The 25,948-nt window shown below is 37.3% G+C and carries 28 protein-coding genes and 1 other RNA gene; 8 read left to right on the top strand and 21 right to left on the bottom strand.

Features of this window, described 5'->3' with window-relative positions; all coding sequences use genetic code 11:
* Positions 1 to 135: 135 nt before the first annotated feature.
* The 4 genes from AB3I27_RS11725 to AB3I27_RS11710 are packed head-to-tail and all read right to left on the bottom strand — an operon-like array spanning position 136 to position 2,986.
* Complete coding sequence (locus AB3I27_RS11725) at positions 136 to 900, bottom strand: 16S rRNA (uracil(1498)-N(3))-methyltransferase (RefSeq protein WP_104771556.1); 765 nt, start codon at positions 898 to 900, stop codon at positions 136 to 138.
* Positions 901 to 1,848, bottom strand: coding sequence for a 50S ribosomal protein L11 methyltransferase (gene prmA / locus AB3I27_RS11720; RefSeq protein ID WP_002309952.1), 948 nt, complete (start codon positions 1,846 to 1,848; stop codon positions 901 to 903).
* Between the two features lie 12 nt (positions 1,849 to 1,860).
* Positions 1,861 to 2,349, bottom strand: a complete 489-nt coding sequence (locus AB3I27_RS11715) for a DUF3013 family protein (RefSeq protein ID WP_002309951.1) — start codon at positions 2,347 to 2,349, stop codon at positions 1,861 to 1,863.
* Positions 2,315 to 2,986 carry a DNA-3-methyladenine glycosylase gene (locus tag AB3I27_RS11710; protein ID WP_104760276.1) on the bottom strand — a complete coding sequence of 224 codons (672 nt, stop codon included), beginning with the start codon at positions 2,984 to 2,986 and terminating at the stop codon, positions 2,315 to 2,317. The genes AB3I27_RS11715 and AB3I27_RS11710 overlap by 35 nt, the downstream gene beginning before the upstream one ends.
* A 137-nt stretch (positions 2,987 to 3,123) precedes the next feature.
* On the opposite strand from AB3I27_RS11710, the gene AB3I27_RS11705 reads away from it, so the two are divergent.
* The 4 genes from AB3I27_RS11705 to AB3I27_RS11690 all read left to right on the top strand — a co-directional run bounded on the left by AB3I27_RS11705 (position 3,124) and on the right by AB3I27_RS11690 (position 5,581).
* Positions 3,124 to 4,410 (top strand): replication-associated recombination protein A, encoded by a 1,287-nt coding sequence (locus tag AB3I27_RS11705; RefSeq protein WP_002314154.1) that lies wholly within the window; start codon positions 3,124 to 3,126, stop codon positions 4,408 to 4,410.
* 71 nt (positions 4,411 to 4,481) lie between these two features.
* Positions 4,482 to 4,676: non-coding RNA, 6S RNA (ssrS, locus tag AB3I27_RS11700), on the top strand.
* Positions 4,677 to 4,753: 77 nt separating this feature from the next.
* A complete protein-coding gene (locus AB3I27_RS11695; protein ID WP_021465204.1) occupies positions 4,754 to 5,038 on the top strand; it encodes a hypothetical protein in 285 nt (94 codons plus the stop codon).
* A gap of 72 nt (positions 5,039 to 5,110) precedes the next feature.
* The gene (locus AB3I27_RS11690; protein WP_002335230.1) at positions 5,111 to 5,581 is read left to right on the top strand and encodes a universal stress protein; all 471 of its coding nucleotides are present in this window, start codon (positions 5,111 to 5,113) and stop codon (positions 5,579 to 5,581) included.
* 253 nt (positions 5,582 to 5,834) lie between these two features.
* On the opposite strand, the gene AB3I27_RS11685 is transcribed toward AB3I27_RS11690, so the two are convergent.
* The 9 genes from AB3I27_RS11685 to comGA form a co-directional block, all read right to left on the bottom strand.
* Complete coding sequence (locus tag AB3I27_RS11685) at positions 5,835 to 7,019, bottom strand: acetate/propionate family kinase (RefSeq protein ID WP_104760277.1); 1,185 nt, start codon at positions 7,017 to 7,019, stop codon at positions 5,835 to 5,837.
* A 24-nt stretch (positions 7,020 to 7,043) separates the two neighbouring features.
* Positions 7,044 to 8,051: a class I SAM-dependent methyltransferase gene (locus AB3I27_RS11680; RefSeq protein WP_002316844.1), complete on the bottom strand. Its 1,008-nt coding sequence runs from the start codon at positions 8,049 to 8,051 to the stop codon at positions 7,044 to 7,046.
* Between the two features lie 171 nt (positions 8,052 to 8,222).
* Positions 8,223 to 8,582: a competence type IV pilus minor pilin ComGG gene (comGG, locus tag AB3I27_RS11675; protein ID WP_061086289.1), complete on the bottom strand. Its 360-nt coding sequence runs from the start codon at positions 8,580 to 8,582 to the stop codon at positions 8,223 to 8,225.
* Positions 8,554 to 8,979: a competence type IV pilus minor pilin ComGF gene (gene comGF, locus AB3I27_RS11670; RefSeq protein ID WP_257971296.1), complete on the bottom strand. Its 426-nt coding sequence runs from the start codon at positions 8,977 to 8,979 to the stop codon at positions 8,554 to 8,556. Before comGF ends, comGG begins: the two co-directional genes overlap by 29 nt.
* Positions 8,942 to 9,289 carry a hypothetical protein gene (locus AB3I27_RS11665; protein ID WP_002345560.1) on the bottom strand — a complete coding sequence of 116 codons (348 nt, stop codon included), beginning with the start codon at positions 9,287 to 9,289 and terminating at the stop codon, positions 8,942 to 8,944. Before AB3I27_RS11665 ends, comGF begins: the two co-directional genes overlap by 38 nt.
* Positions 9,261 to 9,731 carry a competence type IV pilus minor pilin ComGD gene (comGD, locus tag AB3I27_RS11660; protein ID WP_002316846.1) on the bottom strand — a complete coding sequence of 157 codons (471 nt, stop codon included), beginning with the start codon at positions 9,729 to 9,731 and terminating at the stop codon, positions 9,261 to 9,263. The genes AB3I27_RS11665 and comGD overlap by 29 nt, the downstream gene beginning before the upstream one ends.
* Entirely contained in the window at positions 9,706 to 9,984 is a 279-nt protein-coding gene (gene comGC, locus AB3I27_RS11655) for a competence type IV pilus major pilin ComGC (protein ID WP_002309938.1), read from the bottom strand. The genes comGD and comGC overlap by 26 nt, the downstream gene beginning before the upstream one ends.
* The gene (gene comGB, locus AB3I27_RS11650) at positions 9,981 to 11,030 is read right to left on the bottom strand and encodes a competence type IV pilus assembly protein ComGB (protein ID WP_002314159.1); all 1,050 of its coding nucleotides are present in this window, start codon (positions 11,028 to 11,030) and stop codon (positions 9,981 to 9,983) included. Before comGB ends, comGC begins: the two co-directional genes overlap by 4 nt.
* Entirely contained in the window at positions 10,987 to 11,916 is a 930-nt protein-coding gene (comGA, locus tag AB3I27_RS11645; protein ID WP_002320414.1) for a competence type IV pilus ATPase ComGA, read from the bottom strand. The genes comGB and comGA overlap by 44 nt, the downstream gene beginning before the upstream one ends.
* A 131-nt stretch (positions 11,917 to 12,047) precedes the next feature.
* Here comGA and ade point away from each other — a divergent pair, with 131 nt between their 5' ends.
* Positions 12,048 to 13,775 carry an adenine deaminase gene (ade, locus tag AB3I27_RS11640; RefSeq protein ID WP_002335236.1) on the top strand — a complete coding sequence of 576 codons (1,728 nt, stop codon included), beginning with the start codon at positions 12,048 to 12,050 and terminating at the stop codon, positions 13,773 to 13,775.
* A 108-nt stretch (positions 13,776 to 13,883) separates the two neighbouring features.
* Here ade and trmB read toward each other — a convergent pair whose 3' ends face one another.
* The 4 genes from trmB to AB3I27_RS11620 all read right to left on the bottom strand — a co-directional run bounded on the left by trmB (position 13,884) and on the right by AB3I27_RS11620 (position 17,542).
* Entirely contained in the window at positions 13,884 to 14,546 is a 663-nt protein-coding gene (trmB, locus tag AB3I27_RS11635; RefSeq protein WP_002314161.1) for a tRNA (guanosine(46)-N7)-methyltransferase TrmB, read from the bottom strand.
* Between the two features lie 68 nt (positions 14,547 to 14,614).
* Entirely contained in the window at positions 14,615 to 15,397 is a 783-nt protein-coding gene (locus AB3I27_RS11630; RefSeq protein ID WP_002291341.1) for a phosphotransferase family protein, read from the bottom strand.
* A gap of 203 nt (positions 15,398 to 15,600) precedes the next feature.
* The gene (locus AB3I27_RS11625; RefSeq protein WP_104760279.1) at positions 15,601 to 16,812 is read right to left on the bottom strand and encodes an ABC transporter permease; all 1,212 of its coding nucleotides are present in this window, start codon (positions 16,810 to 16,812) and stop codon (positions 15,601 to 15,603) included.
* On the bottom strand, positions 16,805 to 17,542 hold the full coding sequence (locus tag AB3I27_RS11620; protein ID WP_104760280.1) for an ABC transporter ATP-binding protein: 738 nt from the start codon (positions 17,540 to 17,542) through the stop codon (positions 16,805 to 16,807). The genes AB3I27_RS11625 and AB3I27_RS11620 overlap by 8 nt, the downstream gene beginning before the upstream one ends.
* Before the next feature lie 137 nt (positions 17,543 to 17,679).
* Between AB3I27_RS11620 and AB3I27_RS11615 the strand changes: the two genes are divergently transcribed.
* The 3 genes from AB3I27_RS11615 to AB3I27_RS11605 all read left to right on the top strand — a co-directional run bounded on the left by AB3I27_RS11615 (position 17,680) and on the right by AB3I27_RS11605 (position 19,642).
* Positions 17,680 to 18,114, top strand: coding sequence for an HIT family protein (locus AB3I27_RS11615; protein WP_325908098.1), 435 nt, complete (start codon positions 17,680 to 17,682; stop codon positions 18,112 to 18,114).
* Positions 18,107 to 18,454, top strand: a complete 348-nt coding sequence (locus tag AB3I27_RS11610; RefSeq protein WP_002309926.1) for a YtxH domain-containing protein — start codon at positions 18,107 to 18,109, stop codon at positions 18,452 to 18,454. The genes AB3I27_RS11615 and AB3I27_RS11610 overlap by 8 nt, the downstream gene beginning before the upstream one ends.
* Before the next feature lie 177 nt (positions 18,455 to 18,631).
* Positions 18,632 to 19,642, top strand: a complete 1,011-nt coding sequence (locus tag AB3I27_RS11605; RefSeq protein ID WP_002316849.1) for a peptidylprolyl isomerase — start codon at positions 18,632 to 18,634, stop codon at positions 19,640 to 19,642.
* Between the two features lie 67 nt (positions 19,643 to 19,709).
* On the opposite strand, the gene AB3I27_RS11600 is transcribed toward AB3I27_RS11605, so the two are convergent.
* From AB3I27_RS11600 to AB3I27_RS11585, 4 genes are all read right to left on the bottom strand, one after another.
* Positions 19,710 to 20,654 (bottom strand): 3'-5' exoribonuclease YhaM family protein, encoded by a 945-nt coding sequence (locus AB3I27_RS11600; protein ID WP_002314163.1) that lies wholly within the window; start codon positions 20,652 to 20,654, stop codon positions 19,710 to 19,712.
* Positions 20,638 to 23,358, bottom strand: a complete 2,721-nt coding sequence (locus tag AB3I27_RS11595; protein ID WP_002314164.1) for an AAA family ATPase — start codon at positions 23,356 to 23,358, stop codon at positions 20,638 to 20,640. Before AB3I27_RS11595 ends, AB3I27_RS11600 begins: the two co-directional genes overlap by 17 nt.
* Positions 23,355 to 24,575, bottom strand: a complete 1,221-nt coding sequence (locus AB3I27_RS11590) for a DNA repair exonuclease (RefSeq protein ID WP_002335238.1) — start codon at positions 24,573 to 24,575, stop codon at positions 23,355 to 23,357. Before AB3I27_RS11590 ends, AB3I27_RS11595 begins: the two co-directional genes overlap by 4 nt.
* A gap of 197 nt (positions 24,576 to 24,772) precedes the next feature.
* Positions 24,773 to 25,618, bottom strand: coding sequence for a Cof-type HAD-IIB family hydrolase (locus AB3I27_RS11585; RefSeq protein ID WP_002314166.1), 846 nt, complete (start codon positions 25,616 to 25,618; stop codon positions 24,773 to 24,775).
* Positions 25,619 to 25,948 lie beyond the last annotated feature (330 nt).

Raw genomic sequence — 25,948 nt, 5'->3', positions numbered from 1 at the left:
ACGGAAATGTTCGCTTTTAAAAAGCTTTTTCAAACAATTTTTCGTATTCATTGTACAAATAATTGTTTCTATTATACAAATTGTTCCCTATTTTTTCAATTCTTTCCGTCGATACTCTTTTATTGATGAAAAATGTTAGCTATGAGAGGGATCCATTAACTCCCATTGATAGCTAGCAGCACTTAATAAATAAAGAGGCGCTGTTTCTGTACGAAGGATTCTTGGTCCTAATCCACATAGTATCCCTTTGTGTTCTACGAAATAATCGATTTCCTCGTGGGACAAGCCGCCTTCTGGTCCAAAGACAGCTAAGATTCGACTGCCCGGTTTTGTTTCACTAAGAATTTTGGCTACATTTGATTTTTCGCCTTGTTTTGCTGATTCCTCATAAGCAACCAAGACTACATCATAATCATCTAACCGTTCAAATAAGTCACGTTTCGTTTCCAGTAACTCTACTGAGGGCACGATTTGCCGATGGGATTGTTCCGCTGCTTCTTGAGCAATCTTTTCAAGCCGTTGTTGTCGCTTCATACGTTTCTTTGCATCCCATTTAACCACAGAGGCTGATGCCGGAAAACCAATAAAAGCTTGTGCGCCTAATTCAGTGGACTTCTGAATAACCCAATCCAATTTTTCTCCTTTAGGATAGCCGCTAGCTATGGTTATCGAACTTGGCAGTTCCTTTTGGTTTTCTTCTTTTTTAATTTCTTTCAGATAAACAGCATCTTCGGTGATTTTTGTGATTTCTGCAACAATGGCTATCTGATCATTGAATGCCAAAAAAACTTCATCTTTCGGTTCCATTCTCATAACCCGTACAATGTGATGATAGGTTTCCCCTTTTAAAATAAAATGGTCTTTTGGTTCATACGATTCTTTCAAAAAATATCGCTGCATCTATTCCACCTCTGGTTTTTTCAAAATAATTGCATACCAGTCTTTTTGTTGGAAAATTTGATCCACGATGAATCCTTGTTCTATCATAGCATCTAGAACCATTTGCTTTTTCTCTTCAATGATTCCTGAAACGATCAATGTCCCTGTTTGTTTTAGTAAACGCCATGCATCCGGGATCATCAATAAGATGATATCTGCTAAAATGTTCGCAACGATTACATCACTTTCAATCTCGATTCCTTTCAAAAGATCATTAGCTGATACGTGAACATCTTTAGCTACTTCATTCATATCCATATTTTCTTTCGCTGAACGAACAGCTACTTCGTCTAAATCAAAGGCATAGACATCTTTCGCACCAAGATATTTTGCTGCAATACTTAGTACACCCGAACCAGTTCCAACATCTAGCAATGTTTCGCCACCACGCAATACTGTTTCTAGTGCTGTCAATGACAAAGAAGTCGTCGGATGGGTGCCTGTTCCAAACGCCATGCCTGGATCTAATGTGATGATTTTTTCTAGAGGATCTTCTGTCTGATAGTTTTCCCAGCTTGGCGCAACCGTCAGCATTCGTGTAATACGCACCGGATGATAATATTTCTTCCATGCTGTTGCCCAATTGCTTTCCTCTACTTCGCTAACAGTTACTTTGTTTTTTCCAATCGCTAGACCAAACTCAGGCAATTGCGTGATACGATCTTTGATAAAAGGCAAGATTTCCGGTAAAAAAGTCGTTTCTGGAAAATAAGCCATGACTAGCGCGCCTTCTTTCAACGATGTAAAATCATTTTTATCTAAAATTTCACCATATTGATCCGATTGAAAATGTTCAACATCTAAAGAGTCTTCAATCGCAACACCACTCGCTCCTGCCTCCATCAAAATATTAGCGACCGCTTCGACTGCTTCACTTTCGGTTTCTACTTTTACTTCATTCCATTTCATGTCTGTCACTCCTTAATAACTTGGGTACGGTAAATAAGTCTCTATTTCATTTTGCTGTTTTGCTTCTACTAACTCTGCTAGTTTCTGATTATCCCAATGGAGTTCGAATACAGCTTCGTCATCATCTTCATCTAAAAAATCAAGCAAATCACTTTGCCCTTGTGCTAATACTTCATTCAAATATTCCACTAAAGAATCAGCTACTGATTTTGCCAATCCTTTTTTTCCTTCATAGGGGATTACCGCTAGATAATTTTGTTCATCAAAAACAGATTTCTGAGGATTAAAAAGGAGTACGCCATCTTCAAATTCGATAATTGGTTCTTGCGAAACGATCCCTTCTGCATCATCAATCTCAAATTGTGCTTTATTTTCCGCAAACAAACGAACAACGATTTCGATCGTATGATTTTTTGTATCCCAATCTAAAGCCACATCATAGTCCGTCACTTGTTTTTCGATTATTTCATCTAAGTATGTTAATAGATCCTTCTTTTTCATTTTCTTTCCTCCAACCCCAATCTTCCTCGATTTGGTTTTTTCTTTGTAAAGAGATATATGGATTGCCAGACACAACAAAACGCAACGGCTTTTCTGTCCATTCTCCTTTGTTCGGGATACCGATCCTAGGCAAAGCATCGATTTTTTTTGGTATCTTCTTTTTCTCAAAAACTAAACGTAATGAACTATCTGCTATAGATTGTCCGTAGAGTTCTTTAGGAATTGCTAATGCTTCCACTAATTTTCCAGGGCCGTTGCTGATATCTGGACCAGTTTTTCCACCACGATTTTTACTCATTTGTTCAATCATTGTAGCTGGTTCAATTGCACGTATCATTACTCCTTGAGGAATCCCTTCTGGCTGAGTGATGATGTTCAAAATCCGATGAGTATGCATCGTGTAAAGGTAGATTGTACCTGGTTTTTCATACATTGCCCGCACACGTGGTGTTCTTCTTAAACCATAGCTATGGGCGGCCTCGTCTTCTGGACCTAAGTATGCTTCCGCGTCTACAATATATCCAGCTAATCTTCCTTCAGGTGTGTCATGCTCCAAATACATCCCCAATAAATCCCGCGCTACTTCCGGCGTCGTTTTATTCCAAAAAAATTCATCTATCTTTTGTTTATCCGTCATTTTTCTCACCTACTTTATCATACACAATATTAGTTGGATAAGCTATGAAAACAAAACAACAGAAGGCTGTTCTTTCTAGCTATATTACTAAATATGTTATAATTAAGGAACGTAAAAACAAGAAGGAGGAAAATCCTATGCAACAGCCATTGGCTTATCGCATGCGACCTCGAACGATCGATGAAGTCGTTGGTCAGCAACATCTAGTCGGTGAAGGAAAAATCATACGCCGCATGGTCGATGCTCGTATGCTTTCTTCCATGATTTTATATGGGCCTCCTGGTACTGGAAAAACGAGTATCGCAAGTGCGATTGCCGGTTCTACTAATTATGCATTTCGCATGCTGAACGCGGCTACAGATTCAAAAAAAGAGCTGCAGGTTGTAGCGGAAGAAGCTAAAATGAGTGGTACTGTGATCCTCTTATTGGATGAAGTACACCGATTAGATAAAACAAAACAGGATTTTCTGCTTCCTCATTTAGAAAGTGGCCGAATCATCTTGATCGGAGCGACTACTGAAAATCCTTATATTACTATCAATCCAGCGATCCGCAGCCGCACACAGATTTTTGAAGTCAAGCCATTAACAGAGCAAGACATCCAGTTGGCAGTGAAACACGCCTTAAAGGATAAGGAACGCGGTCTTGGTCAACAAGCAATCCAGTTAGATGAAGAGGCTCTTCTTCACCTTTCTCGTGCAACGAATGGCGATTTGCGGAGTGCTTTGAATGGGTTGGAACTGGCTGCACGATCGACTCCTCCAGATAAAGAAGGAAAGATTCATCTTACTCTGTCGATTATCGAAGAATGTGTCCAAAGAAAAGCTCTTACCCATGACAAAAATGGAGATGCTCATTATGACGTTATTTCAGCGTTTCAAAAATCGATTCGCGGAAGTGATGTGGATGCTGCCCTTCATTATCTCGCCCGTCTAGTTGAAGCAGGTGATCTGGCAAGTATTTGTCGTCGCCTGATGGTTATCGGTTATGAAGATATAGGTTTAGGCAATCCTGCTGCTGCTGCGCGTACAGTAAACGCTGTATTAGCTGCTGAACGATTAGGGTTACCTGAGGCACGTATCCCGCTAGCAGATGTCGTCGTTGATCTTTGCTTGTCGCCAAAATCCAATTCTGCCTATATGGCATTAGATGCAGCACTTGCTGATATTCGAGAGGGCAAAGCTGGTGATGTTCCCGACCATTTGAGAGATAGCCATTATAAAGGTGCGAAATCCCTCAACCGCGGTGTGGGTTATCAGTATCCTCATCATTTCGATCATGCTTGGGTCAATCAGCAATATTTACCAGATAGGTTAAAAAATGCTCAATATTATCAGCCAAAGGATACAGGAAAATATGAACAGGCGCTAGGTCAACAGTATTACCGCATAAAAGAGTGGAAAAAACATCCCCTAAAAAATTAAACAAGAAAACGGTTCTATTTCTGCGAGCTCTCTCATTGCTCTTTTTAAATTCATATGCTACTATAGAGATGGGAAATCTGTGATGTTCGAATTGTCCTCTTTGTGTGTTGACCGAACATTTTTATTGATATCTTGGGACCCGTCTTGTGTCACTGCTGGTAACATGCCTTATCATTTGGTAGTTCGAAGCTACGACCATGGGACCCACCTGCTTGAATTCGCGGGATCAATACTACAGGACAAATAACGGCATTAACGGAGATTACCATCTTTTAAAGAATAAAGCAATTTGCTCTTGGCAAATTGCTTTTTCTATTTGTTGCTTATTTTGGAGGATTTGTTCATGATTAGGATTTTGATGATTATCGCCACTTTACTATTATTATTCGTTAGCTATTATTTATTTAATAAACAGGATATCTTTTTTGTATTGATCAAGAAAAATGACAAAAATCAAGGATTCCTACAATTTTATGGAGCTGCGTATGCTGTTTTAGGCGTTATGGGTGTTTTAGCCGCTTTTTTCAATCAACGCTTCATCGCTTTGATCTTTTTATTGATTGTGATTCTCGTTTCTGCCACCTTCAGTATCTGCTTTGCAAAAAAAATTGCTGAACCAAAGCAGTAAATAATTCTCTTTTTCCACAAATTGTTCTACAATAAAAGAGTACAACACGATTGACTTGAGGAGTGAATGCTTATGTTACAACAATACAAAAAAATCATGGTTGCCGTGGATGGTTCTGATGAAGCTGAATTAGCTTTTAAAAAGGCGGTCAATGTAGCTATCCGAAATAATGGAGAACTTCTATTAGCACATGTCATTGACACACGTTCTTTCCAAACCGTTTCATCTTTTGATGGAATGTTGGCAGAACAAGCTACTGAAATGGCAAAGCAAACATTGGCAGATTATGAAAGCAACGCGAAGAAAGCTGGCTTGAATAATGTAACCTCTGTTGTAGAATATGGCTCACCAAAACAAATTATTGCGAAAGAAATCCCAGAAGATAATCAAGTAGACTTGATTATGTTAGGAGCTACAGGATTGAATGCTGTAGAACGTTTATTTATTGGTTCTGTTTCTGAATATGTTATTAGAAACGCGGCTTGCGATGTGCTTGTTGTTCGAACTGATTTAGAAAACCAATTGCCTCCTAAAAAAGACTAATTGATAAAAAGCTGTGTTTCAGAGGGGATCTCAAAAGTAAAACTTTTGAAGATCACTTGTCTGGACACAGCTTTTTTTGCTCTTCAAAAAATAAAGTCGCTTATTGAGCGTCTTTCCTCTCACGATTCATAGAATACTTGGATTCACTCACTTCTTTATATTCAGCTCCTTCTGTGTAAAAAATAAAAAAGCATGTCCTCTTAGAAAACGGATATAAAATTATCCATTTTCTAAAGAGAACACGCGTGTATTTTTAGCCGCGCAAACGCTCCACGTCACGGGCAATCATTAGTTCTTCATCTGTTGGAATCACTAATACTCTTACTTTTGATTCTTTTGTAGAGATATCTACTTCTTCACCATGCAATTCATTCAACGCTGGATCGATTTCACAGCCAAACCAAGACATACCTTTAATGATTTCGTTGCGTACATGTCCGTCATTTTCGCCGATACCAGCAGTAAAGACGATTGCATCGACACCATTCATCGTTGTCACGTATCCGCCGATATATTTTCGGATGCGATCCACGAAGATATCATAAGCTAAACGAATGTGTTCTTTTTCATAGTTTTTTTCAAGATCACGCATATCGCTAGACAATCCTGTTAGGCCTAGCAAACCAGATTTCTTATTCAAAACATTGATCATTTCATCAATATCAATCTCTAATTTTTCCATTAAGTATGGAAGAACAGCCGGATCGATATCGCCTGAACGCGTACCCATTGTTACACCAGCTAATGGCGTGAATCCCATAGAAGTATCCATGGATTTACCACCATTTACAGCTGTGATTGATACTCCGTTTCCTAAGTGGCAAGTAATGATTTTTAAATCTTCAATCGGTTTATTCAATAATTTTGCTGCACGTTCCGATACATAACGATGGCTTGTGCCGTGGAAGCCATATTTTCTTACTTTGAAATCTTCGTAATAAGACACTGGCAAGCTGTATAAATAATTTTGCTTTGGCATTGTTGAGTGAAAAGATGTATCAAATACAGCTACGCTCAAAATGTCAGGTAAAATCTTTTTAAAGGCTTTGATTCCCATCAGGTTAGCAGGGTTATGCAAAGGAGCAAATTCTGCTAATTCAGCAATGCGGTCCATTACTCCCTCATTGATCACTACTGAATCCCCATAAGTTTCTCCTCCGTGAACAACACGGTGCCCTACACCGGTGATTTCATCATAAGAACTTAAAATTTGCAGTTCAATCAACTGATCTAACAGCATTTTTACTGCTACTTCGTGGTTTTCGATATCCATGATTTGTTCGAATTTTTGACTATCGCCGTACTTGATTGTAAAAATAGAATCTTGTAAACCGATACGTTCGACGATTCCTTTCGCAACTACGGTTTCTTCTGGCATTTGATATAATTGCCACTTCAAACTTGAACTTCCAGCATTGATTGCAATTGTTTTAGACATATGACTCTCCTTCTCGTTGAATGATTACAGAGCAGATGATTTCCAGTTTTTAAACTCGTTGAAAAATTCCGTCACCTTCTCTGGTTCTTTTAGTGAAGCAAGTTTCACAAGCAACACTTCTTTTACTTGTTTTGCTTGTGGTCCTTTTTTCTGTAAGATCAAAATACTTTTTTGTGATTGTTTGTTGCGGAACAACTCATCTGGCAATTGAATCATTCCTTGAAGATAGCCTTCTTCTTTAAACCATTTTTTGATTTCTTCGCTTTGATCCGTTTCTAAAAAACCGCTTGGCATCAAAAACAAACCAAAACCATCCGGCTTCACGTATTTCATTGATTGCTCCAGCAATAAATGATGTGCATAACTGTGGCCTTCTTCAGTACTTGTTAAAAATTCTTTTGCTTTTTCGTCATTCGGATAATAACCGATCGGCAAATCGCTGATTGCAAAATCGACAGGATCGATTAATAAATCCTGCAACCCGTCTTGATGGAAGTATTGAACATTTGCTTGTGTCAAATCACTTGTAGAAGCTGCCACAGCCAACAATGTATCATCAATATCCACACCAAATCCTTCTGTTTGATACCCCGCATTCGATAGGTTTAAAAGAACTGTTAATAACAAGTTGCCCATTCCTGCCGCAATATCCAGAATCTTAACTGGTTCCTTTTTATTTGTGTATAGTTGTTCAATAAGAAAAACAAATAAAAAACCGATACTATCAGGAGTGAGTTGATGGTTCGCCTGCAGATGTTCTGTCTGGTTGCCCTTCAATAAAAGCAATTGAGACAATCTGCGCCATTCTTCTGGCTCGAAAGAAAGTTTTTTCAACTCTTCATAAAGAGCTGTGATCCGTTGTGTTGTCTCTTTTGTCGGCACTCCATCCACCACACGTACTTGATAATCATCTATTAGATTTTCTGCATTTTCGACATAGGCTTCTAAAAAGGAAGTTCCCAATGCATTCTGTAAAAGCTGAATAGCTTCCAGGTTCTGATTGAACCCTTGTTCCATTTTTTCTGGTAACATGGTGCACCTCATTTCTAGATATATTATAACAATTTTTTCACCTGTTTAATTCTATCGAACAATTGACAAAATTTCAATCGTTTTCACTGTTTTTTATTTGTGAAACGGCAAACATTTTTTTATTAAAAACAGTGTTATAACAGAAAAGAGGGCGTTTTCACGAACAACCCCTCATTCTGTACCAGTATCTGTATCATTTTTTACTTCTTCTATGAATCGAAAGATAAACGGCGAGACTTCTACCTCCAAGAATAGAGACTGTTGTACCCATTGATATGTTACAGATCCAGTTGTGTAGTAAAAAATCCCTTCCGACTTCTCAGCAAGTATAGACTGTTCCGATAGAGCCATCTGTTTCATTATTTTTGCTATATAATAATTTTTTATTCGTATATTCAGATCTATTGACAAGCGATAGCTTTCTAATGCTGCCGTCAATAAAAACGTACATAAAAGAAATAAAAGCAACACAGAAAATAAAATAGATCCCTTACAACATTTTCTATTGATCGTTTTTTGTCCATATGGCATATCCATCTTCTCCATTTTCAAAGTGTACATAAAAAGAAATTGTGTGTTCTTTTTCCAATAATTGAAACTCAGTGATACTTGTTAACATAGGTTGATGTCCGCCGGAAGTTCTTCTTTTACGTATCATCGTCTGATATCTTTCGATGATGTACTGTTTATCCTCTACAGTGTAATACAATTGCTGATTTTTCACGGAAACATTGTGACTGCTGTTAAGTTCCTCTTCTAATTGTGCTAAAAATATCAGCCACTCTTTTTGATCTTTACGCTGCAGAAAGTCACTTACTTGGATAGTTTGCTGGATCAAAATATTGAATGACAGCAATATACTGCTTACTATCATTAGTCCGATTAGACATTCAATCAGCGTAAATGCCGGGATTTCTTGTTTTTTCAATATTGATCGCTTCTTTCTCCATATTGACAAGCACTTTTTCGATTACTCCATTATTTTCGACAATTTGGATATCGTACATAGTCATTTCTTCGCTTCGCTCTGGTCTTTTGTGATATATCCGTTGTGTCTTGGTATCTTCGTAAACCATTCGAATAAGTAGCATTTCCTCCCCGCTGTTGTTTTCTGCCTGAAGTAAAAAAAGCTGACCAAAACTCACTAAGTACACACAGACGGAAGCAATCATCAGCGCTGTAAGGGATTCTAATAAAATAAACCCTTTTCTATTCAATTCTTTTTGTATAACGTCCACTCCCCATCTGGAATTGATACGTAATCGTTTGCCCTTTTTCTTCCCAATAAAATTGATATGCTTTTAGTGAACTTTCATTTCCAGTTCCAGCAGCAAAAGTGATGGAAGCATGGCGTTTCAAGGTAATCTCATCAGGAATATCTAATACTTTCCAGCTCGCTTCATCGGGTTGCGACATACGAAAAATGATCTGATTTTCGTCAATGTTCCAATAAAAGCCTGTTTGGATTTGGTTCACAATAGCGATTTTTTGAGTGGTATAGATTCGTTTTTCAAACTGGCTGAAAAATTGATAGACTGCCAATTCATTCTTCCATGCAGAAAATGCGAGAACTGGAAAAGAAAGGATTGTTGTAAGCAATAAAATCAGTAAGAGTGACTCAACCAACGTATATCCTGATGCTAATGTTTTTCCTTCAAGGCCGCTGGTAGATGTCTGCATGTTCTCGTTTGATATAGCCTTCATTCAATAATTCCTCCACGGTAGGGATTCTTCCATTGTTTTGAAGCGCGTAGAGCTCTTTTTGTGTGTCTACCAACTGAATGATTGCTTCACGACTTTCTTGGTCTACATGATTCCTATAACGTGACAAATTTGGGACAAACAACAATACTAGTACACTGATGATCAGTAAAACGATCAGCATTTCGATTAATGTAAAACCGCTATAATAAGGTGTTCTTTTCTTTTTCATGGCAAGACCTCCTCGATACTTCCATAAACAGGTAATAAAACAGCAGCATAAACCAGTAAAATCAAAACCGCTACGCCCAAAAAAATAATTGGCTGAATAAAATGCAGCCAGTGCTGAAGTCGTTTGAAAAGCTGTTTTCTTGTCCATTCGCTGTAAAATATCAGCTCTTTCCCTAAATTTCCTTTTGCCTCTCCCTGCAAAATAATCTTGCTGAATTCTTCAGATAGAAAATGGTAATTCTGGAACTGATCAGCTAATGGTATACCTGCCTCTAATCCTTGTATCATCTTGGAAGCAAGGTGTTGAATCAGACTTTCTTGTTTCGTCTCCTTCAAGCAAACGATGATTTGCCTTAATTCGAAACCTTCATGAAAAAGTTTGCCAATCTCTAGCGACAAATAAGCAGATTGATATAAGGAATATATTGGTCCAATCACTAATTGTCTGCTTATCCATTCACTCCGATCAATAGGAGACAATTTCATCAGCCGATACCTTACTAGCAAAGTCAATAAAGTAACCACTAGGATAAATAGTAGAACGTACCAGTGAAAGACTTGTATCAGCTGAATCCCCCAATGCTCTTCTATAACCATCCCTGAACCAATAAGCTGAGGCAAAACGATCAAACGCATACTAAATAAGATACCTAGCAAAAAGGTGAGCAATAGCATCGGATAGGCGAGCAGCTTTTTCAAATCGTTGCGAAATCCTTCGACCAGACGTAACTGTTTGGCAATTTCCAACAAAGTTGCCGGCAGATTCCCGTGAAGTTCAGCTAATTCGATCTGTACCAGTTGTTCTGCTCCATACCCTGTTTGCGAAAGTACTTCACTAAACGGTTGTCCTTCCTTTAGCTGATGTTGGATGTTTGCCAAAATAGCAGGCTGGAACGAACGGATCGTGAGTAATAAATAAAGGGATTCTTGCAAACTAAAACCAGTTAAAAGCAGCTCTCCCATAGTTTGTGCAAACTGATTTTGCTGGCTTCTTGTCAATCCTTTAAAATAGTTCTGACTGCCAAGTTTTTTTCTGAGCTTCTTCATAGCTTTCCTCCCATGATTTTTTTACTGGTTCTTCCTCCATAAATTGATAACTCCACAAGACAGAAGGATGGTGATCGGCATCTTCTAAAAGTTCTTGATAAATGACTCCAGCTAAACATTCAGATAGCTCTTCTTTTTTCTTTGTTAGTTCATGGATTCTGATCAATGTACCTTCAAGATTGCGTGCATGTACGGTTGCGAATACCCGATGTCCCGTTAGTGCAGCTCTTACCGCAGCATGTGCAGTTGATTCATCTCTTATCTCACCAATAATCAACAAATCAGGGCGATGCCGTAATGCGAGCTTCAAAAGTGTGTCATAAGTCTGTGCTATTTTGGGATTGATCTGCAATTGCAGAAAGAATGGTTCTTCGATCTCTACAGGATCTTCGATCGTGATTACTTGCCGTTTTTCTTTCAAAGCCAACCGATACATTAATGACGTCTTGCCTGATCCGACTGGTCCACTGAATAGATATAATCCACGTCTAACGGTTTTCTGCAAAATAGTTGCAAAATCTCGAGAATTAAAGCAACGATGAGGTGTTTCAGAAATACCGTATAATAGCCGAATCACTAAGCTTTCTCGTTGAAGGTAATCTCCTACAGAAGACAGTCGTAACCGAACCTTCTGTTTTTCTAAAGAATAGGTCAATGCACCTAATTGAGCTTTTCTTTTTTCTCCGATATCCATTTGTCCCAAATACTTAAATCTTGAAATCAATTGCTGGCCATCTGCCGAAGATACTTCCTTCCAGAACGTTCGTTTTTTGCCATAGCGAAAATAGATGTAAAATACTTCTGAAGCTGGCAAGACATATACGTCTTGGGCATGTTTGGCGAAACTTTCACTTATCATTTGATCTGATAATCGTTTTATTTCCATTATTCTCCCCTCCACAAAAAACATACGTCTTTTTGATCTTTTTGTTTCAAATAAAATGAATTTATTAAAAAACATTGGCAAAAAACGAATTTATGTTATACTTATAAAAATTTATCTTGGGAGGCATTCCATTGGAATCAACATTAAAGAGATACATCGAAGTAGCAAGTAAAAAAAAGCCCGCTGATCTAGTAATCAAACAGGCTAAGATCGTCAATGTCTTTACGAAAGAGATCATGGAAAAAGATGTAGCGATTTACGAAGGAATGATTGTAGGGATTGGTGAATATGAAGGAAAAAGCGTACATAATGCTAAGGGGCAATATCTAGTACCAGGATTCATTGATGGACATGTGCATATTGAAAGTTCACTTTTATCACCAAGTGAATTTTCAAAAGTATCCTTGCTTCATGGAGTTACTACTGTAGTAACAGATCCCCACGAAATAGGAAACATCGCTGGGAGTACTGGTCTTCAATTTATGATAGAAGATGCAAGACAAACGCTTATGAATATTTTCTTTATGCTCCCTTCTTGTGTACCTGTCACTCCATTTGAGACAAATGGTGCAAATCTAAATGCCAAAAATCTAGCACCTTTTTTACAAAATCCCGAAGTTTTAGGCTTAGCTGAAGTCATGAACTATCAAGCAGTAGCAAATAATGAAGCAGATATCCTAGAAAAGATCCAATTGATGCACCAGCATAAGAAAAAGATTGACGGACATGCAGCTGGTATCGGCATGGAAGAATTAAATGTTTATCCCGCAGCTGGTATTCGGACGGATCATGAAGCTACAACTGCAAAAGAGGCTAAAGAACGTTTGGATCTTGGTATGTATTTAATGGTTCGAGAAGGGACCGTTGCAAAAGATCTGGCATCGCTACTACCGGCGATCACGCCTGATAATTCAAGAAGATGCTTCTTTGTCACCGATGATAAACTCATCAATGATTTAGTTAAAGAAGGATCAATTGACCATATCGTCCGTCAAGCTATTTCAATGGGAATTGATCCATTACAGGCAATCCAGATGGCAACATTGAATGCAGCAGAATGTTTTGATTTGAAAACACTAGGTGCGATTGCTCCTGGATATCAAGCTGATTTCTTCTTAACAGACGATCTTACCAAGCTGCCAATTCATGAAGTTTTCTATAAGGGAACATTGGTCGTCCAATCTGGTCAACTCGAAGACCATTTATTTGCTGATCATTCAAATCCATACATGTGCTGTCTACCAAACCTAAATGCTCAACCATTGCATCCTCGTTCGTTAGAGCTGCTTCTCCCTTCTTCACAAGCCCATGTGATCGAAATTATCCCGAATAGTCTCGTCACGAACGATTTGGTAGAAAAAGTGGACCGACAAGGCGAACGATTCATTCCTTCAATCGAAAAAGACCAATTAAAGATTGCGGTGATCGAGCGTCACCATCAAACCGGAAATATTGGGTTAGGCATCGTAAAAGGATTTCAGCTGAAACAAGGGGCGATAGCGACAACGATTGCTCATGACTCTCATAATCTAGTTGTCGTGGGGACAAATGATGAGGATATGCTGTATGCTGCTAATCTTTTGATTCAAAAAGGTGGCGGGATGACTGTTGTCAATAAACAGAAGGAAATGGCTTGTCTTCCTCTACCGATAGGCGGTATCATGACACAGGAACCTTTTTCGTTCGTCAATGAACAGCTGAATGAATTAATAGCTGAAACACATCAACTAGGGGCAGCTAAAACCTTTGATCCTTTTTTGACACTTTCTTTCTTAACCTTATCTGTCATACCCGAATTGAAGATCACTGACAAAGGATTATTTTCATTCTCTCGATTCCAATTGATTCCACCTTGTTGAAAACCGAGGAAATAGGTATATCTTAAATCAAAAAAGTCCCAGAAAATGCACATGACAGATGTAATGTGTTTTCTGGGATTTATCTTTTTATGAAAGTAAAAAGTTCATTCACAGACTTTTCTTTTTGGTCTTATCTTGAAATTGAGCTTCTACTCGATAAATACGTTGACCTTTCGAAGAAAATTTTTCTTCATACTCCGTCATAATATTGCCTTCAAATTGACTTTGATGCAAATCCAACCATACCTGTTTGAGGATCATGCCATATTGAGAAAAACTTGCCAGCGAATACTCAAACAATCCTTGATTATCTGTTTTGAAGTGGATTTCTCCATTTGGGCGAAGGATCTGTTCATCTACAGCAAGAAAAGTTTTGTATGTCAAGCGCCGTTTTTCATGTCGTTTTTTCGGCCATGGATCAGAAAAATTCAGATAAATCTGATCTACTTCGCTGTCAGCGAAATATTCTGTCAATGCTGATCCATCCACATGCAGAAGCTTCAGGTTAGGAAGCGGTTGTTCAATCAACTTGTCTAATGCTATAGAAACAACACTTACTTGCATTTCTACTCCAATATAATTGATTTCAGGATGGGCTTTTGCCATTCCAGTAATGAACTGGCCTTTCCCCATTCCAATCTCAATGTGGATTGGATGATCGTTTCCAAACAATTCATTCCATTTCCCCTTCCACAATGTTGGATCACTAATTACAAAATTCGGGTGAGCCGCTAACATTTCCGCTGCTCCCGGACGATTTCGGACACGCATTATTTATCTCCATTCCTTTCTCTAATTAAAAAGGTCTGGCCAAATCTCCGCAGAGTTTGGGCCAAACCTCAGCCACTGAAAATTCGTTTTAATTGTAAAATTTCTTCGTTCATTCGTCGATGATCTTCACGTTTGCAGTATCTAGTGATTTCTTGGAGCAAATTCATGGCCGCATACCAGTGAAACTTTTCAAGCATTTCGTCAGTTGGACGTATGCCATAACTGATCAGCCATTGATTCCAACTGGATAGAGGCACATAATTCCCTAAAATCGTTGCAATATCTACCGCAGGGTCTGCAAACATGATTGAATCCCAATCCACGAGATATAAATAATTTTTACATACTAACCAATTTCGATGATTTACATCTCCATGCACCACTGATAGATTTTCCTTATCTATCGGCGGGATCTGCTCACGAAGAAATCGATGGACGATTTGCAGAAATTGATTTTTCTGGAGTTCTTCTGGTAATTCTTTTTCATATTTTTGCAACATCTTCTCCGGCGTCATAACACGTCCGCCGATACGGGTCAGCATGGTTTTAAGAGAATTTGAATGATGTAAATGGTACAAAACATCAATCACGTCATTTCTTTGACCAATCTCATTAGGAGTTAGCAAGCGGCCTTCTAGCCATTCTTGTGCTGTCAAGGTATCGCCATTCCCCGTTCGTTTTGTCCAAACAAGTTTTGGTGTAATTCCTTCCCTTGAAAGAGCAGCCAACATCGGAGTCGTGTTTCGTTTAATAAAGACTTTGTCTTCATCACGCATGCCTATGTATGTTTTTCCTGTATCGCCTTTGATGGGACGTAACCGCCACTCTTGGTCTAACTGAAACTCCATCATGCATTCTCCCGTCCTCTTACTCTTTGTTTTGCAGTACTTATTATTCTAGTCGCCTGATCACTACACGTCAAGCACATATACGTTCTTTTTCATTTATTTGCCATTCAAAAAACCGACTTTTCTCAAAAAAAATAGAACGAACAGCATTCTTACTGTCAACGCTCTATTTTTCATGTTCATTTTTATCCTACACAGCTTTGTTTTCAGTCTGACATCTTCTTCAAACGAGTTGGTACATATAGTTTAACAAAGAGACCCGTAACAATCAAATAAGCCGCTAGCGGAACCCATCGCTGCTGACCATCCAATACGACTGCAGCAATCAATCCAAAGATAACCGATGCGATAACTAATACCCATGTGAGCAGATACTGGATTGCTTGCTTCTTCTGATTCTCATGGATTGGATAAAGCTGAACGAGCACCATGTAACGGAACTGGTTCGCTAAAGGCAACAATTGGAAACCGATTAAATATAAAAATAAAGAACCGATTATCAGACTAAAATAAAAGTCGATCACTCCGAAAATCAATAACCCACCTATAATTACTAACCGGAAGTAAAGACCACTAAAATCAGAACCTCTTGCCAATCTTCTTGCAAACAAATAAAGATAAGTGTTTTTTGATTCTCTCTTAATATGAGTCAATATAGGATCCAAGTAGCGTCTTCTTTTTACCTTTGCCGTAATTTCGGGAACATCGGTGAATAAATTAATAAATTGATAGATTTTATGCAACCTTTGTTCTTCTACATGCACCATTTTCTCCCAATCCAATCCTTTTTCCTGTTGCTTCCACAAAAACCAGTAATATAGACTTGCCTGTACCAATGCACCTGCTACCCCTGCCCAGACTAGCCAATAAAATGAAAGAAGCAAAATGAGCATAGAAGAAAGTAACCAACCTGTTTTCCAATAACGAATGACCTGTTGATCTAGCCGAAACAATTCTGCTCGCTTAATTTGCAGATGACTAAATTTCAAACTCCATAATATAATCAGATAGACGAAAAACATCGAAAAGACTTGCTGAGTACTAACCACCACTAATGGCATAGCAAATCCGCATGCCAATATCAAAAGGATCATCGGAAAAATGCAAGAATAGCGAAAAGCTCGTTCCAAATAGGTCTGCATTTCTTTTTCTTTCGGAAGTAAAAAAACAATATCTGCTGCCTCCGCAAAAGTAGCCATCTTGCCTACAAATAAACAGAGCATCCAAAATACAGAGATTATCATTCCCCCAAGTGCAAAAGGCGGATGCAAGGTTTTCAACCAGCTAGAATAGTACAATCCCACGCCACCAATTAAGAAAAGACAAACTAAAACAAAATGATCGTTCAACACATAGCGCATATATTTCATCATTTTCTTTTGATGCCTTGCTAAACGTTTTTGAAAAAAACTACTCATGTGCCTGCTCCTTTGTTAAAGCGATATAGATTTCGTCCAAAGAAGAATCCGGCAGATGAAATTCTTTTCTCAACATCTCAAGGGTTCCATCTGCTCGTATCTCTCCGTTATGTAAGACCACAAAACGGTCACAGTATTTTTCTGCAGTAGCTAAAATATGCGTAGACATCAAAATACCGGCTCCTTCTTTTTTCATCTCTACCATCAATTCAAGCAGCGCATTGATAGCTAGTGGGTCCAATCCTAAGAATGGTTCGTCAATGATATATAAAGAAGGCTCGATCAAAAAGGCGCATAAGATCATCACTTTCTGCTTCATCCCTTTTGAAAAATTAGCCGGAAACCAGTCAAGGCGATTAGACAAACGGAAAGTCTCTAACAGCTTTTCAGTTCTTTTCATTGCTGTATCCATAGGTATATCATAGGCCATTGCAGTGACTTCGATATGTTCCCTCAAAGTCAATTCTTCATATAAAGAAGGCGTCTCTGGAATATACCCAATTTGTTTACGATATTCTTCTGTATTTTTCTTTAAAGATAGATGATTGATTTCTATCGTTCCCTTTGTAGCTTCCAACAGACCGATAATGTGCTTGATGGTTGTACTTTTCCCTGCTCCGTTCAGCCCAATCAATCCTACTATCTCTCCAGGCTGTACGTTGAAACTGATATCTTTTAACACAGGGAGATGGCCATACCCTCCTGTGACATGATCGATAATTAAACTCATTCTTTTTCCTCCGCCATTTATTTTTATTTATTATACCACGAAGAAAATGACGGTATTTTGTTTTTTTCCTTACAATGGCTTTAACTTATGGTAAAGTTAAGCTGAAGTATTTATTCTTTATGGAAAGGATGTTTTTTATGGAAAACTGTATTTTTTGCAAAATCATCAATCAAGAAATCCCAAGCTATAAAATTTATGAAGACGACAAAGTCTATGCTTTTTTAGACATTTCTCAAGCAACGAAAGGACACACGTTAGTTGTTCCTAAACGTCATGTAGCAGATATTTTTGAATATGATCCTGAACCTGCAGGAGAAGTTTTTTCACGTGTGCCTAAGATTGCTCAAGCATTAGAAAAAGCTTTTCCAGAAATGAAAGGTCTTAATATCTTGAATAACAACCGTGAATTAGCTTATCAATCTGTTTTTCATTCACATATCCATTTAGTTCCTCGCTATAGCAAAGAGGACGATTTTTCTATCCACTTTGGCAACCATCAAGACAGTTATGGACCAGAAGAACTAAAAGCTATTCAAGAAACAATCGTAAAGCAGGTGCATAGCGATGATTAAAAACTTTTTCAAAGGACTGCTATTCGGAGCTGCTGCTGGAACTGTCGGTGGTCTGCTATTTGCACCTAGGAGCGGGAACGAAACAAGAAAAAAACTGATTGAAGAACTGGAAGAAGCAACCACTCTGACAAACGATTTAAATAACAGCTTGGATCATTTTAAAAGCGCATTGATCGAGACAAAAGAAACAGCTGAATCTGTGATTCCCGCTTTCCAAGAAGCCATCAACAAAGATATCGAAAATTTTAAATTCCAAGCCGAACCACGTATCGCCCAAATCAATGAACAAGTAGAAAAACTAACAGCTGATCTGCCTGAGTATCCTGATCACATACAATAATGATCATTTTCTCAACAGATATGACTGTCTAATAGAGGAATAATTGCACATTTCCTAGGAATGTGATGAAATTTTGAATTTTGTTTGAAACTATCACGAGAACGCTTTTAAAGGGCATGGGGTATGGTATAGTTAATATATAAAAAATAATAACTAATTACAGGAGTGCAAACATTAATGAAAAAAAAATCAATTATTTTGGCAGCTACTAGTGCGTTGGCTGTTTTAACTCTAGCGGCTTGTTCAGGCGATACCAATAAAGATATCGCAACGATGAAAGGCGGAACGATCACTGTATCTGATTTCTACGATGAAGCAAAGCTCGAATCATCGAACCAATCATTAGTACAACGGATGATCATCTATAAAGTATTCAATAACAAATACGGCGATAAAGTAACAGATAAACAAGTGGATGCAGAATACGACAAACAAGCGAAATCTTTAGGTGATACTTTTGAATCACAATTAGAAACTGCTGGGTATACGAAAGATTCTTACAAAGAATATATCCGTAACAATCTAGCTTTTGAAGCTGGTTTGAAGGCTCATGTAGATATTACAGATGATGATTTGAAAACTGCTTGGGAATCTTTCCATCCAGAAGTAGAAGCACAAATCATCAAATTATCAAGTGAAGATGAAGCAAAAGATGTCAAAAAATCAGCGGACGATGGGGATGATTTCTCTAAATTAGCCGAAGACAAATCAACTGATTCAGAGACAAAAGAAGATGGCGGTAAAGTCAAATTCGACTCAACGACAACAACCATTCCTGCAGAAGTAAAAGAAGCAGCTTTCAAATTGAAAGACGGCGAAGTCTCTGACGTTATTACTGCAACAAATACTACTTCTTATGCAACAGAATACTATGTTGTCAAAATGGTGAAAAACCAAAATAAAGGCAACGACATGGATAAATACAAAGATCAATTAAAAGAAATCGCTACTGAAACAAAATTAAGTGACAATGCATTCACGACTAAAGTAATCGGTGAAGAATTAAAAGATGCAAATGTAAAAATCAAAGACGATGCCTTTGAAAATGTGTTGAGTGCATTCACAACAACTTCATCAGGTGCTAAAGACTCAAGTGAAGCCACATCTTCAACAAAGAGCTCTGACACAAAATCAACTGATTCAACAAAAGAATCTTCAACTGAAGAAACAACTGATTCATCAAAATAAAAGAAAACAAAAAAAGCGAAGACTTATGTCTCGCTTTTTTGTTTTGAATGAAAAAAATAAATTTTTGCTATAAATCTTTTGGTACATAGAAACTTCGGTTGTCCATACCAAAAATCCGATCTGTGTATTTTCCTGGTTCTGTTTGACGAATCGAAGTCAACATCATCTGCATGGAAGCATCAATATTGTCGATTTGATGTAATATTTCTGCTTCCATTATCCTTGGACGTACAGGAGAACCATATTCTAATAGGCCGTGATGTGCTAAAACCATATGACGTAATACGAGAACATCTTCGTCAGCTTCGTTGATTTTCAGCGCAAGACAGGCTTTAGTTATTTCTTCGTCAATCAATACCAAATGTCCGATTAAATTCCCTGCAAGCGTATATTCTGTCGACATAGGACCGGAAAGTTCGATCACCTTTCCTAAATCATGCAAAATGATACCCGCATATAATAATGGTCGATTCAACTCAGGATATTCATCGGCAATTGATTTTCCTAAGTGAAGCATTGTCAAAGTATGATAAGCTAATCCACTGGCAAATGCATGGTGGTTTCTTTTGGCTGCCGGAAACTCAAAAAATTGTTTTTGGTATTTATTGAGTAGATAGCGAACGATCCGATTCCAATGCGCATTTGTGATTTCAAATAATAATTGATTGATTTCTTCTTCCATTTCTTCTTTCTTCAAAGGGGCTCTTTCCATGTATAAACTAGGTTCCCCTGGCTCATCCATCCTTGTTAAACGCATGTGAAGAATCTTTACTTGCGGGTTCCCTTGATAAACCTCTCTTTTACCGTTTAGAAAAACGACTGTGCCGGCTGTAAATTTATTGATTTCTTCTTCCGAAGCATCCCAGTACTTGCCATCGATAGTACCTGAAGTATCTTGGAAAGTAAAAGCAATAAATTTTTTTCCGTTTTTAGCGATTCTTACATCTGCACTTTTGATCAGGACAAATTGCTCAAACTGCTCATCGATTACTAAATCACGAATTTTTTTCATTATTTGCTCCTTCTAATTGTTTTACGGTTTGGTTCATCTCATGGTAATAGCTTACCATTTCTTTATCAGAAGAAAAACAAATTATTTGATACTTTTCTCCAAATTTAGCTAAAAGTTCAGCTAATTGATACTTTCGCTGATGATCATAATGAAGCCAGCCATCATCTATGATGATCGGGCATATCGAACGATTGGCTTCTAACGAGAGGTAAGCAAACCTCATCGCCATTATCAGCTGATCTTTCGTACCTGTAGACAACTCATAGATTGGAAAGTCTGTATATCCGTCTGTTAAAGTCAGTGTATCGTTTTTCAGTAATATCTTCTGATAATTTCCTTTTGTTAAAATACCTAAATAATCACCCGCTGCTTTTAACAACTGTGGTAATTGTCTTTCACTCATCTCTGTTGAAAGATCGCCTAAGAATGTTCCGGCGATTTCAAATGCGCCCCATTCCTCCAGCAATTCCTGCAATTTTGCTTTTTGTCGGCTAGCTTGTTGATAGAGTTCGTCCAATGTGCCGTCTCTTTGCAGCTCTTCTACTTGAAGTTGGAGTCGTTGCCGATTTTCACTTGCTTCTTTTTCTTCTTGCTGGAGTTGGCCTTGTTTTTCTTTCAGTTGCCGCAGTCTTACAGATAATTTCTCTTTCGTCAGTTCTTCAGGAAACAGTGGACGAAGCATTTCTGACAGTTCATTGTATCTTTTCATCTGCTGTTCGGCTTGTTTGGCTTTTTGTAAAAAGACAGGTACTTCCGAAGGATAAGATAATCCAGCTTGGCTCAATTGTTCGCTGTATTCTTGTACCCATACTTTTTGTTTCTTTTTCAATTGATTGATTTCTTGCTTCAATAAAGTATTTTGCTGATAGCTTCTGGCAAATTTCATCTGTTCCATTTCTTGGATAAAACGGGAAAGCATAGCCATTTTTTCTGAGATCGTCTTATCTTGTATGGGTAGCCATTCTTTAACAAACTCAAATTTCTGATCGATCTGTTGTAGTTTTTCTTGGATTTCCTGCTCTCTTTTATGTTTCCGCACAAATACGCCATACAATTTCTGATAATCTATGACTTCTTGCCCATATTCTTTCATGAGTTTGAGTGTATCCATCTTTCCTAAGTGCCGATGATCAGCAAAACGATATACTTCTTGCTGAAGAATCTGTTTTTCTTCTTCTATTCTCTTTTGTTTTTCTTCTGCTTCTGCTAATTGGGCTAAAGCTAAATCAAGCTGACCTAGTTTTTCTTGCCACATTCCTTTTATTTCTGAGAAATCATTTTTAGTTTTGACCTTTGGTTGCTGTTTGTAGAAGAAATAGCCAATCATGCCTGCACCAATTAGTAAAAGGATCACTTTTAAGGGCATTGGAACAAATATACCTGCAATGATTATTGCTCCGCCAGCAATTAGCATATAGGGTTTAGATGAAGGGGTTGGTGCTATCTCTGACTGATTTTGTAATAATGCTGGATAAGTCTCTTCCAACTCATTCACTTCTGCTTCGATCATTTTTTGCTGTTCTTTAGCTATCTGGAGACGCACAGAAATCTGGCTTTCTAGATCAGCAATCCTTCTTTCTTCAGCCAGAAGATTCTTCCACTCTTCTTCATATAAAAATTCTTCCGGTAACGGATTTTTCTGCCACTGCCATCTTTGTTCCAAGATTTTCAATTCTGAATTTGTTTCTCTAGTCTCTATTTGAAGTCTTTGCCATTCTTCGCTTAATTGTTCCGTTGTAAACTGGAGTTGTTGGAGGTCTTTTAGTTCTTGCTCCTGCTCTAAATAAAAATAATATCTAGCTGACTGCTGATCCATCCCGCTATGCTTTTCCAGAGTTGCTTCTAATTCTTCTAAACGCTCATTTGTTTGCTGATACCGTTTGGAAAAAGACTCCAGATCAAGAAGAAGTTGTTCATCAGGAAGACCTGTAGCGATGTTTTTTTTGAGGGATTGCCATTCTTCATATAAAGAAAAATTGAGTTCTTGCTGTCTGGCTAGTGCAAATTGCTTATTCGCCTCATTTAGTTGTTCCAGTAACTGTTGCTGTTGCGACTCGTATTCCTGTTCTTGTTGGATCAACTTGCCAAAATAAGCTTCCTGTTCTTGTTTTAGATGGATTTTCTCTTGAAGCTCTTTCCATTCATTTAATTTTTGATTGATCAGCAGTTTTTGGCCTTTTTTCTTGAATAACTGTTGTGCTTTCTGATAATATTCTTGTCTTTTTTGGAATACTTGAGAACTGCCCGTAATTCCTAAAGAAATCAGTGCATCATGTAGCTCTTTTTCTCTCAAGTGATCTAGTTCCATCAACTGTTCTTGCTGGAAAGTAAATACCTGCTGGAATAACTCTTTCGTCAAAGGTGCAATCAGTTTTTCTAGTAATTCATCACTTCCAACTTGATTCCCCAGCCATACCTTCGATTTTCCACGATTTTGCTGTTTATAGCGTTCGACAGCAAACTCACCGTATATAGGATGTTTAAGCCATATTTTGCCACCATAGGCTGAGCCGTCTTTTGGTGTATAATCCTTTTTTTTGCGGCCTTTTGAAGGGAATCCAAATAAGATGGCTTGGATAAATTGATAAATCGTTGATTTTCCTGCTTCATTTCCCCCATAGATCAGCTGATTGCCTGAATAAAAATCAAAACTTTTTTGACGCCATTTTCCAAAAGCAGCAATCTCGATCCTTAAAATCTTCATTCCTGATCCTCCTCAAATAAAAAATCTTGATTAAGTAGCTGCTTGGCTTTTTCAAGTGTTTCTTCTTGATATTCCGGCAGTTCGCTCAATATTTTAGCCGCTTCTTGGTGGCTATATACTTCATTTAAAATTTGTTGGAAATCTTGAGGTGTCTGATAGTATTGAAATAGCTGTTCCATCAATTTAGCAGAAGCAGCAAGTGGAATCTTCGTATAAAAAGTATCCTCCATGAGAGAAATACGCCAAATAAATAAATCCCTTATCCTATCTGAAAATTCCTCTAACAGATAATCTAATAACTCTCCTGATTGTATTCGCTCTAGAACATCTGTATTGAGATGGTCATAATCTTTTAATTTTATCTCAATTAAACTAAATCCATCCTCTACTTTTGAAAGTTGCTGACGAATATGAACAATGACCTCTTTTGTCGTCCTCGCTTGCCTCAATGATATTTCCTTTGTCTTCCAATAGACCTCTGCTACTTTAATCGGATGTATTTGACAACTTCCTTTACTTAATTCAACAAGTAGAATGGATGTAGAAGTTTGTTCTTTTTTAGTGTGACCTTGAGGCGCACCTGGATAAACGATGGTTTGCTTTTCATTTAAAACTGTTGGCACATGGATATGCCCCAAAGCCCAATAATCGTATCCTTTTTCTTGCATTTTTGAAGGTTGGAAAGGGGCATAGTTCCCTTTTTGCGAGGTACCAGGTTCCCCATGATACAAACCAATATGGTAATCTGTGAGTTCTCTAGAAGGAAATTCCATCACTTTGTCTTTTTGAATCCATGGTTGTCGATAACTGAATCCACTGAGAGAGACAGTTTCTCCACTTTTTATCGTTATTTTTTTTGTCTCTACCGTTTCGGATGTAAATAAATGGACATTTTTAGGAAAGGAGAACCAATACCGCTCTTTTTGATAGAAATCATGATTTCCGAATATTATAAATACAGGTATATGATTTTTTTCTAACCGTTTCATCTGTTCTGAAAAATGTTTCTGTATTTTTAATGAAGGACGATTTTGATGAAAATTATCTCCTGCAAGTAAAACAAAATCAACGTTATTTATTATTGCCTGTTCAATGATATTTGATAAAACGGTCAGATTCGTCTTCAATAGTTTTTCCTGTACAGTTTTATCTAGAGTTGTCAGTCCTTCAAATGACCGATCCATATGTAAATCTGCCGCATGGATAAATTTCACCATTAAAAATTCCCTCCTCTTTTTCTTTTATCATACCATTTTCAATGTTTTTTTTCATCAATAACCGAAAATTTGTTCGTATTATGTAAAGAAATTACGATAAATAGTCGGCTTCAAAAAATGAGTTTATTCGAAAAAAGATTGTGACATGATTTTTGTCACAATCCTAAATATTTATATTCTATACTCCCTAAATTAGTTTATATGGTAAGAATTCTTTCAAAAGCTTGAGATACTCCGTCTTTATCGTTTGAAACGGTAATATAATCAGCTTTTTTCATGATCTCTTGATGACTATTTCCCATTGCAAAACTAATATTTGCACTCTCAAACATAGATAAGTCATTTAAACTATCCCCGATCGCGATTCTCAAAGGTTTTTTTAAATTGTAGATTGATTCCAAACGATCAAACACCGTGCCTTTAGATACATTTTGAGGCACGATCTCAATGTTTACAGGTGCTGATTCAGTAACAGTCACATTTAGCATCTTTTTCAAACGGTTAAATATATTCGCTTTCAATTGACGATTGGGAATAAAAATAAAAAATTTGTAAATGCTGATATCATCCTTTTCTATAATTTCCTCAATATTATTATAAGGAATAGAGCAAATAGATTTTTCATACTCAAGCTCATAGTTCAACTCCTTGACAGAAAATTCACTGCCTACCTCGTGAAAGATTTTTTTCATTTTATTTTTATAGTTCTGCGATTCATAACTTCCGAGATTCGTATATATTTTAGTTGGAAATTTCGATATGACAGAATCAATTTTTTTTACATCCTTTTTATCGAAAAAAGACTCAAATATTTTTTTTTCTCCATCAAATCCAACAGAACCATTTAATCCTACTGCTGGAACCATTAAACCAGATTTTTTGAGAATATTATTAATGTCTTCTACTTCTCTTCCAGAACAAATGAATGGAAAACAGTCTTTAGGTAAATGTTGCATTGTTCTTGCATTTTTTTGACTAATGCTCTGGTCAGAATTCAAAAGAGTACCGTCTAAATCTATACCAATTAGTTTCATTTTATCCATGTCTCCTATACGTTAATTATACATTCACTACTGATTATAAGTCTAAATTTCTTACAAAACATATACTAATTATACCTAACTTTAAGTAAGTATAAGAATCATTTTAAGAATAGAAACGGACATTTGTATACTGTTCTCTATATTTTTGATTTATAAATAAACGTGTATTGTATCAAAATCAATTATATCGTTATTTTATAATAACCAACTATAAAAAAACAAAGTAGGTGAAAACTAACTTTGATATTCATAGAAAACTCTATTAGTTCAATTTAGTAAAAGATTTAAACAAAAAAAGATGAACTATTTCTAGTCCATCTTTTTACCTTT

Origin of the sequence: Enterococcus sp. C46, assembly GCF_040887565.1 — a bacterium.
In the GTDB taxonomy this organism is placed as follows: Bacteria; Bacillota; Bacilli; order Lactobacillales; family Enterococcaceae; genus Enterococcus_B; species Enterococcus_B lactis.
The sequence above is the reverse complement of the archived record's forward strand: the minus strand, read 5'-3'. Positions and strand labels throughout refer to the sequence as shown.

Bases quoted from the DNA above. Each gene is read 5' to 3' on its own strand.
- AB3I27_RS11610 (WP_002309926.1), top strand. From the start codon at position 18,107: ATGATTAAAAACTTTTTCAAAGGACTGCTATTCGGAGCTGCTGCTGGA.
- AB3I27_RS11715 (WP_002309951.1), bottom strand. From the start codon at position 2,349: ATGAAAAAGAAGGATCTATTAACATACTTAGATGAAATAATCGAAAAA.
- AB3I27_RS11680 (WP_002316844.1), bottom strand. From the start codon at position 8,051: ATGTTACCAGAAAAAATGGAACAAGGGTTCAATCAGAACCTGGAAGCT.
- AB3I27_RS11725 (WP_104771556.1), bottom strand. From the start codon at position 900: ATGCAGCGATATTTTTTGAAAGAATCGTATGAACCAAAAGACCATTTT.
- AB3I27_RS11590 (WP_002335238.1), bottom strand. From the start codon at position 24,575: ATGGTGAAATTTATCCATGCGGCAGATTTACATATGGATCGGTCATTT.
- AB3I27_RS11615 (WP_325908098.1), top strand. From the start codon at position 17,680: ATGGAAAACTGTATTTTTTGCAAAATCATCAATCAAGAAATCCCAAGC.
- AB3I27_RS11705 (WP_002314154.1), top strand. From the start codon at position 3,124: ATGCAACAGCCATTGGCTTATCGCATGCGACCTCGAACGATCGATGAA.
- AB3I27_RS11695 (WP_021465204.1), top strand. From the start codon at position 4,754: ATGATTAGGATTTTGATGATTATCGCCACTTTACTATTATTATTCGTT.
- comGC (WP_002309938.1), bottom strand. From the start codon at position 9,984: ATGAAAAAGAAAAGAACACCTTATTATAGCGGTTTTACATTAATCGAA.
- AB3I27_RS11620 (WP_104760280.1), bottom strand. From the start codon at position 17,542: ATGAGTTTAATTATCGATCATGTCACAGGAGGGTATGGCCATCTCCCT.
- trmB (WP_002314161.1), bottom strand. From the start codon at position 14,546: ATGCGTGTCCGAAATCGTCCGGGAGCAGCGGAAATGTTAGCGGCTCAC.
- AB3I27_RS11690 (WP_002335230.1), top strand. From the start codon at position 5,111: ATGTTACAACAATACAAAAAAATCATGGTTGCCGTGGATGGTTCTGAT.
- AB3I27_RS11630 (WP_002291341.1), bottom strand. From the start codon at position 15,397: ATGATGGAGTTTCAGTTAGACCAAGAGTGGCGGTTACGTCCCATCAAA.
- AB3I27_RS11600 (WP_002314163.1), bottom strand. From the start codon at position 20,654: ATGAAAAAAATTCGTGATTTAGTAATCGATGAGCAGTTTGAGCAATTT.
- comGD (WP_002316846.1), bottom strand. From the start codon at position 9,731: ATGCAGACATCTACCAGCGGCCTTGAAGGAAAAACATTAGCATCAGGA.
- comGA (WP_002320414.1), bottom strand. From the start codon at position 11,916: ATGGAAATAAAACGATTATCAGATCAAATGATAAGTGAAAGTTTCGCC.
- comGB (WP_002314159.1), bottom strand. From the start codon at position 11,030: ATGAAGAAGCTCAGAAAAAAACTTGGCAGTCAGAACTATTTTAAAGGA.
- AB3I27_RS11585 (WP_002314166.1), bottom strand. From the start codon at position 25,618: ATGGATAAAATGAAACTAATTGGTATAGATTTAGACGGTACTCTTTTG.
- prmA (WP_002309952.1), bottom strand. From the start codon at position 1,848: ATGAAATGGAATGAAGTAAAAGTAGAAACCGAAAGTGAAGCAGTCGAA.
- AB3I27_RS11625 (WP_104760279.1), bottom strand. From the start codon at position 16,812: ATGAGTAGTTTTTTTCAAAAACGTTTAGCAAGGCATCAAAAGAAAATG.
- comGG (WP_061086289.1), bottom strand. From the start codon at position 8,582: ATGCCATATGGACAAAAAACGATCAATAGAAAATGTTGTAAGGGATCT.
- AB3I27_RS11595 (WP_002314164.1), bottom strand. From the start codon at position 23,358: ATGAAGATTTTAAGGATCGAGATTGCTGCTTTTGGAAAATGGCGTCAA.
- AB3I27_RS11605 (WP_002316849.1), top strand. From the start codon at position 18,632: ATGAAAAAAAAATCAATTATTTTGGCAGCTACTAGTGCGTTGGCTGTT.
- AB3I27_RS11685 (WP_104760277.1), bottom strand. From the start codon at position 7,019: ATGTCTAAAACAATTGCAATCAATGCTGGAAGTTCAAGTTTGAAGTGG.
- AB3I27_RS11710 (WP_104760276.1), bottom strand. From the start codon at position 2,986: ATGACGGATAAACAAAAGATAGATGAATTTTTTTGGAATAAAACGACG.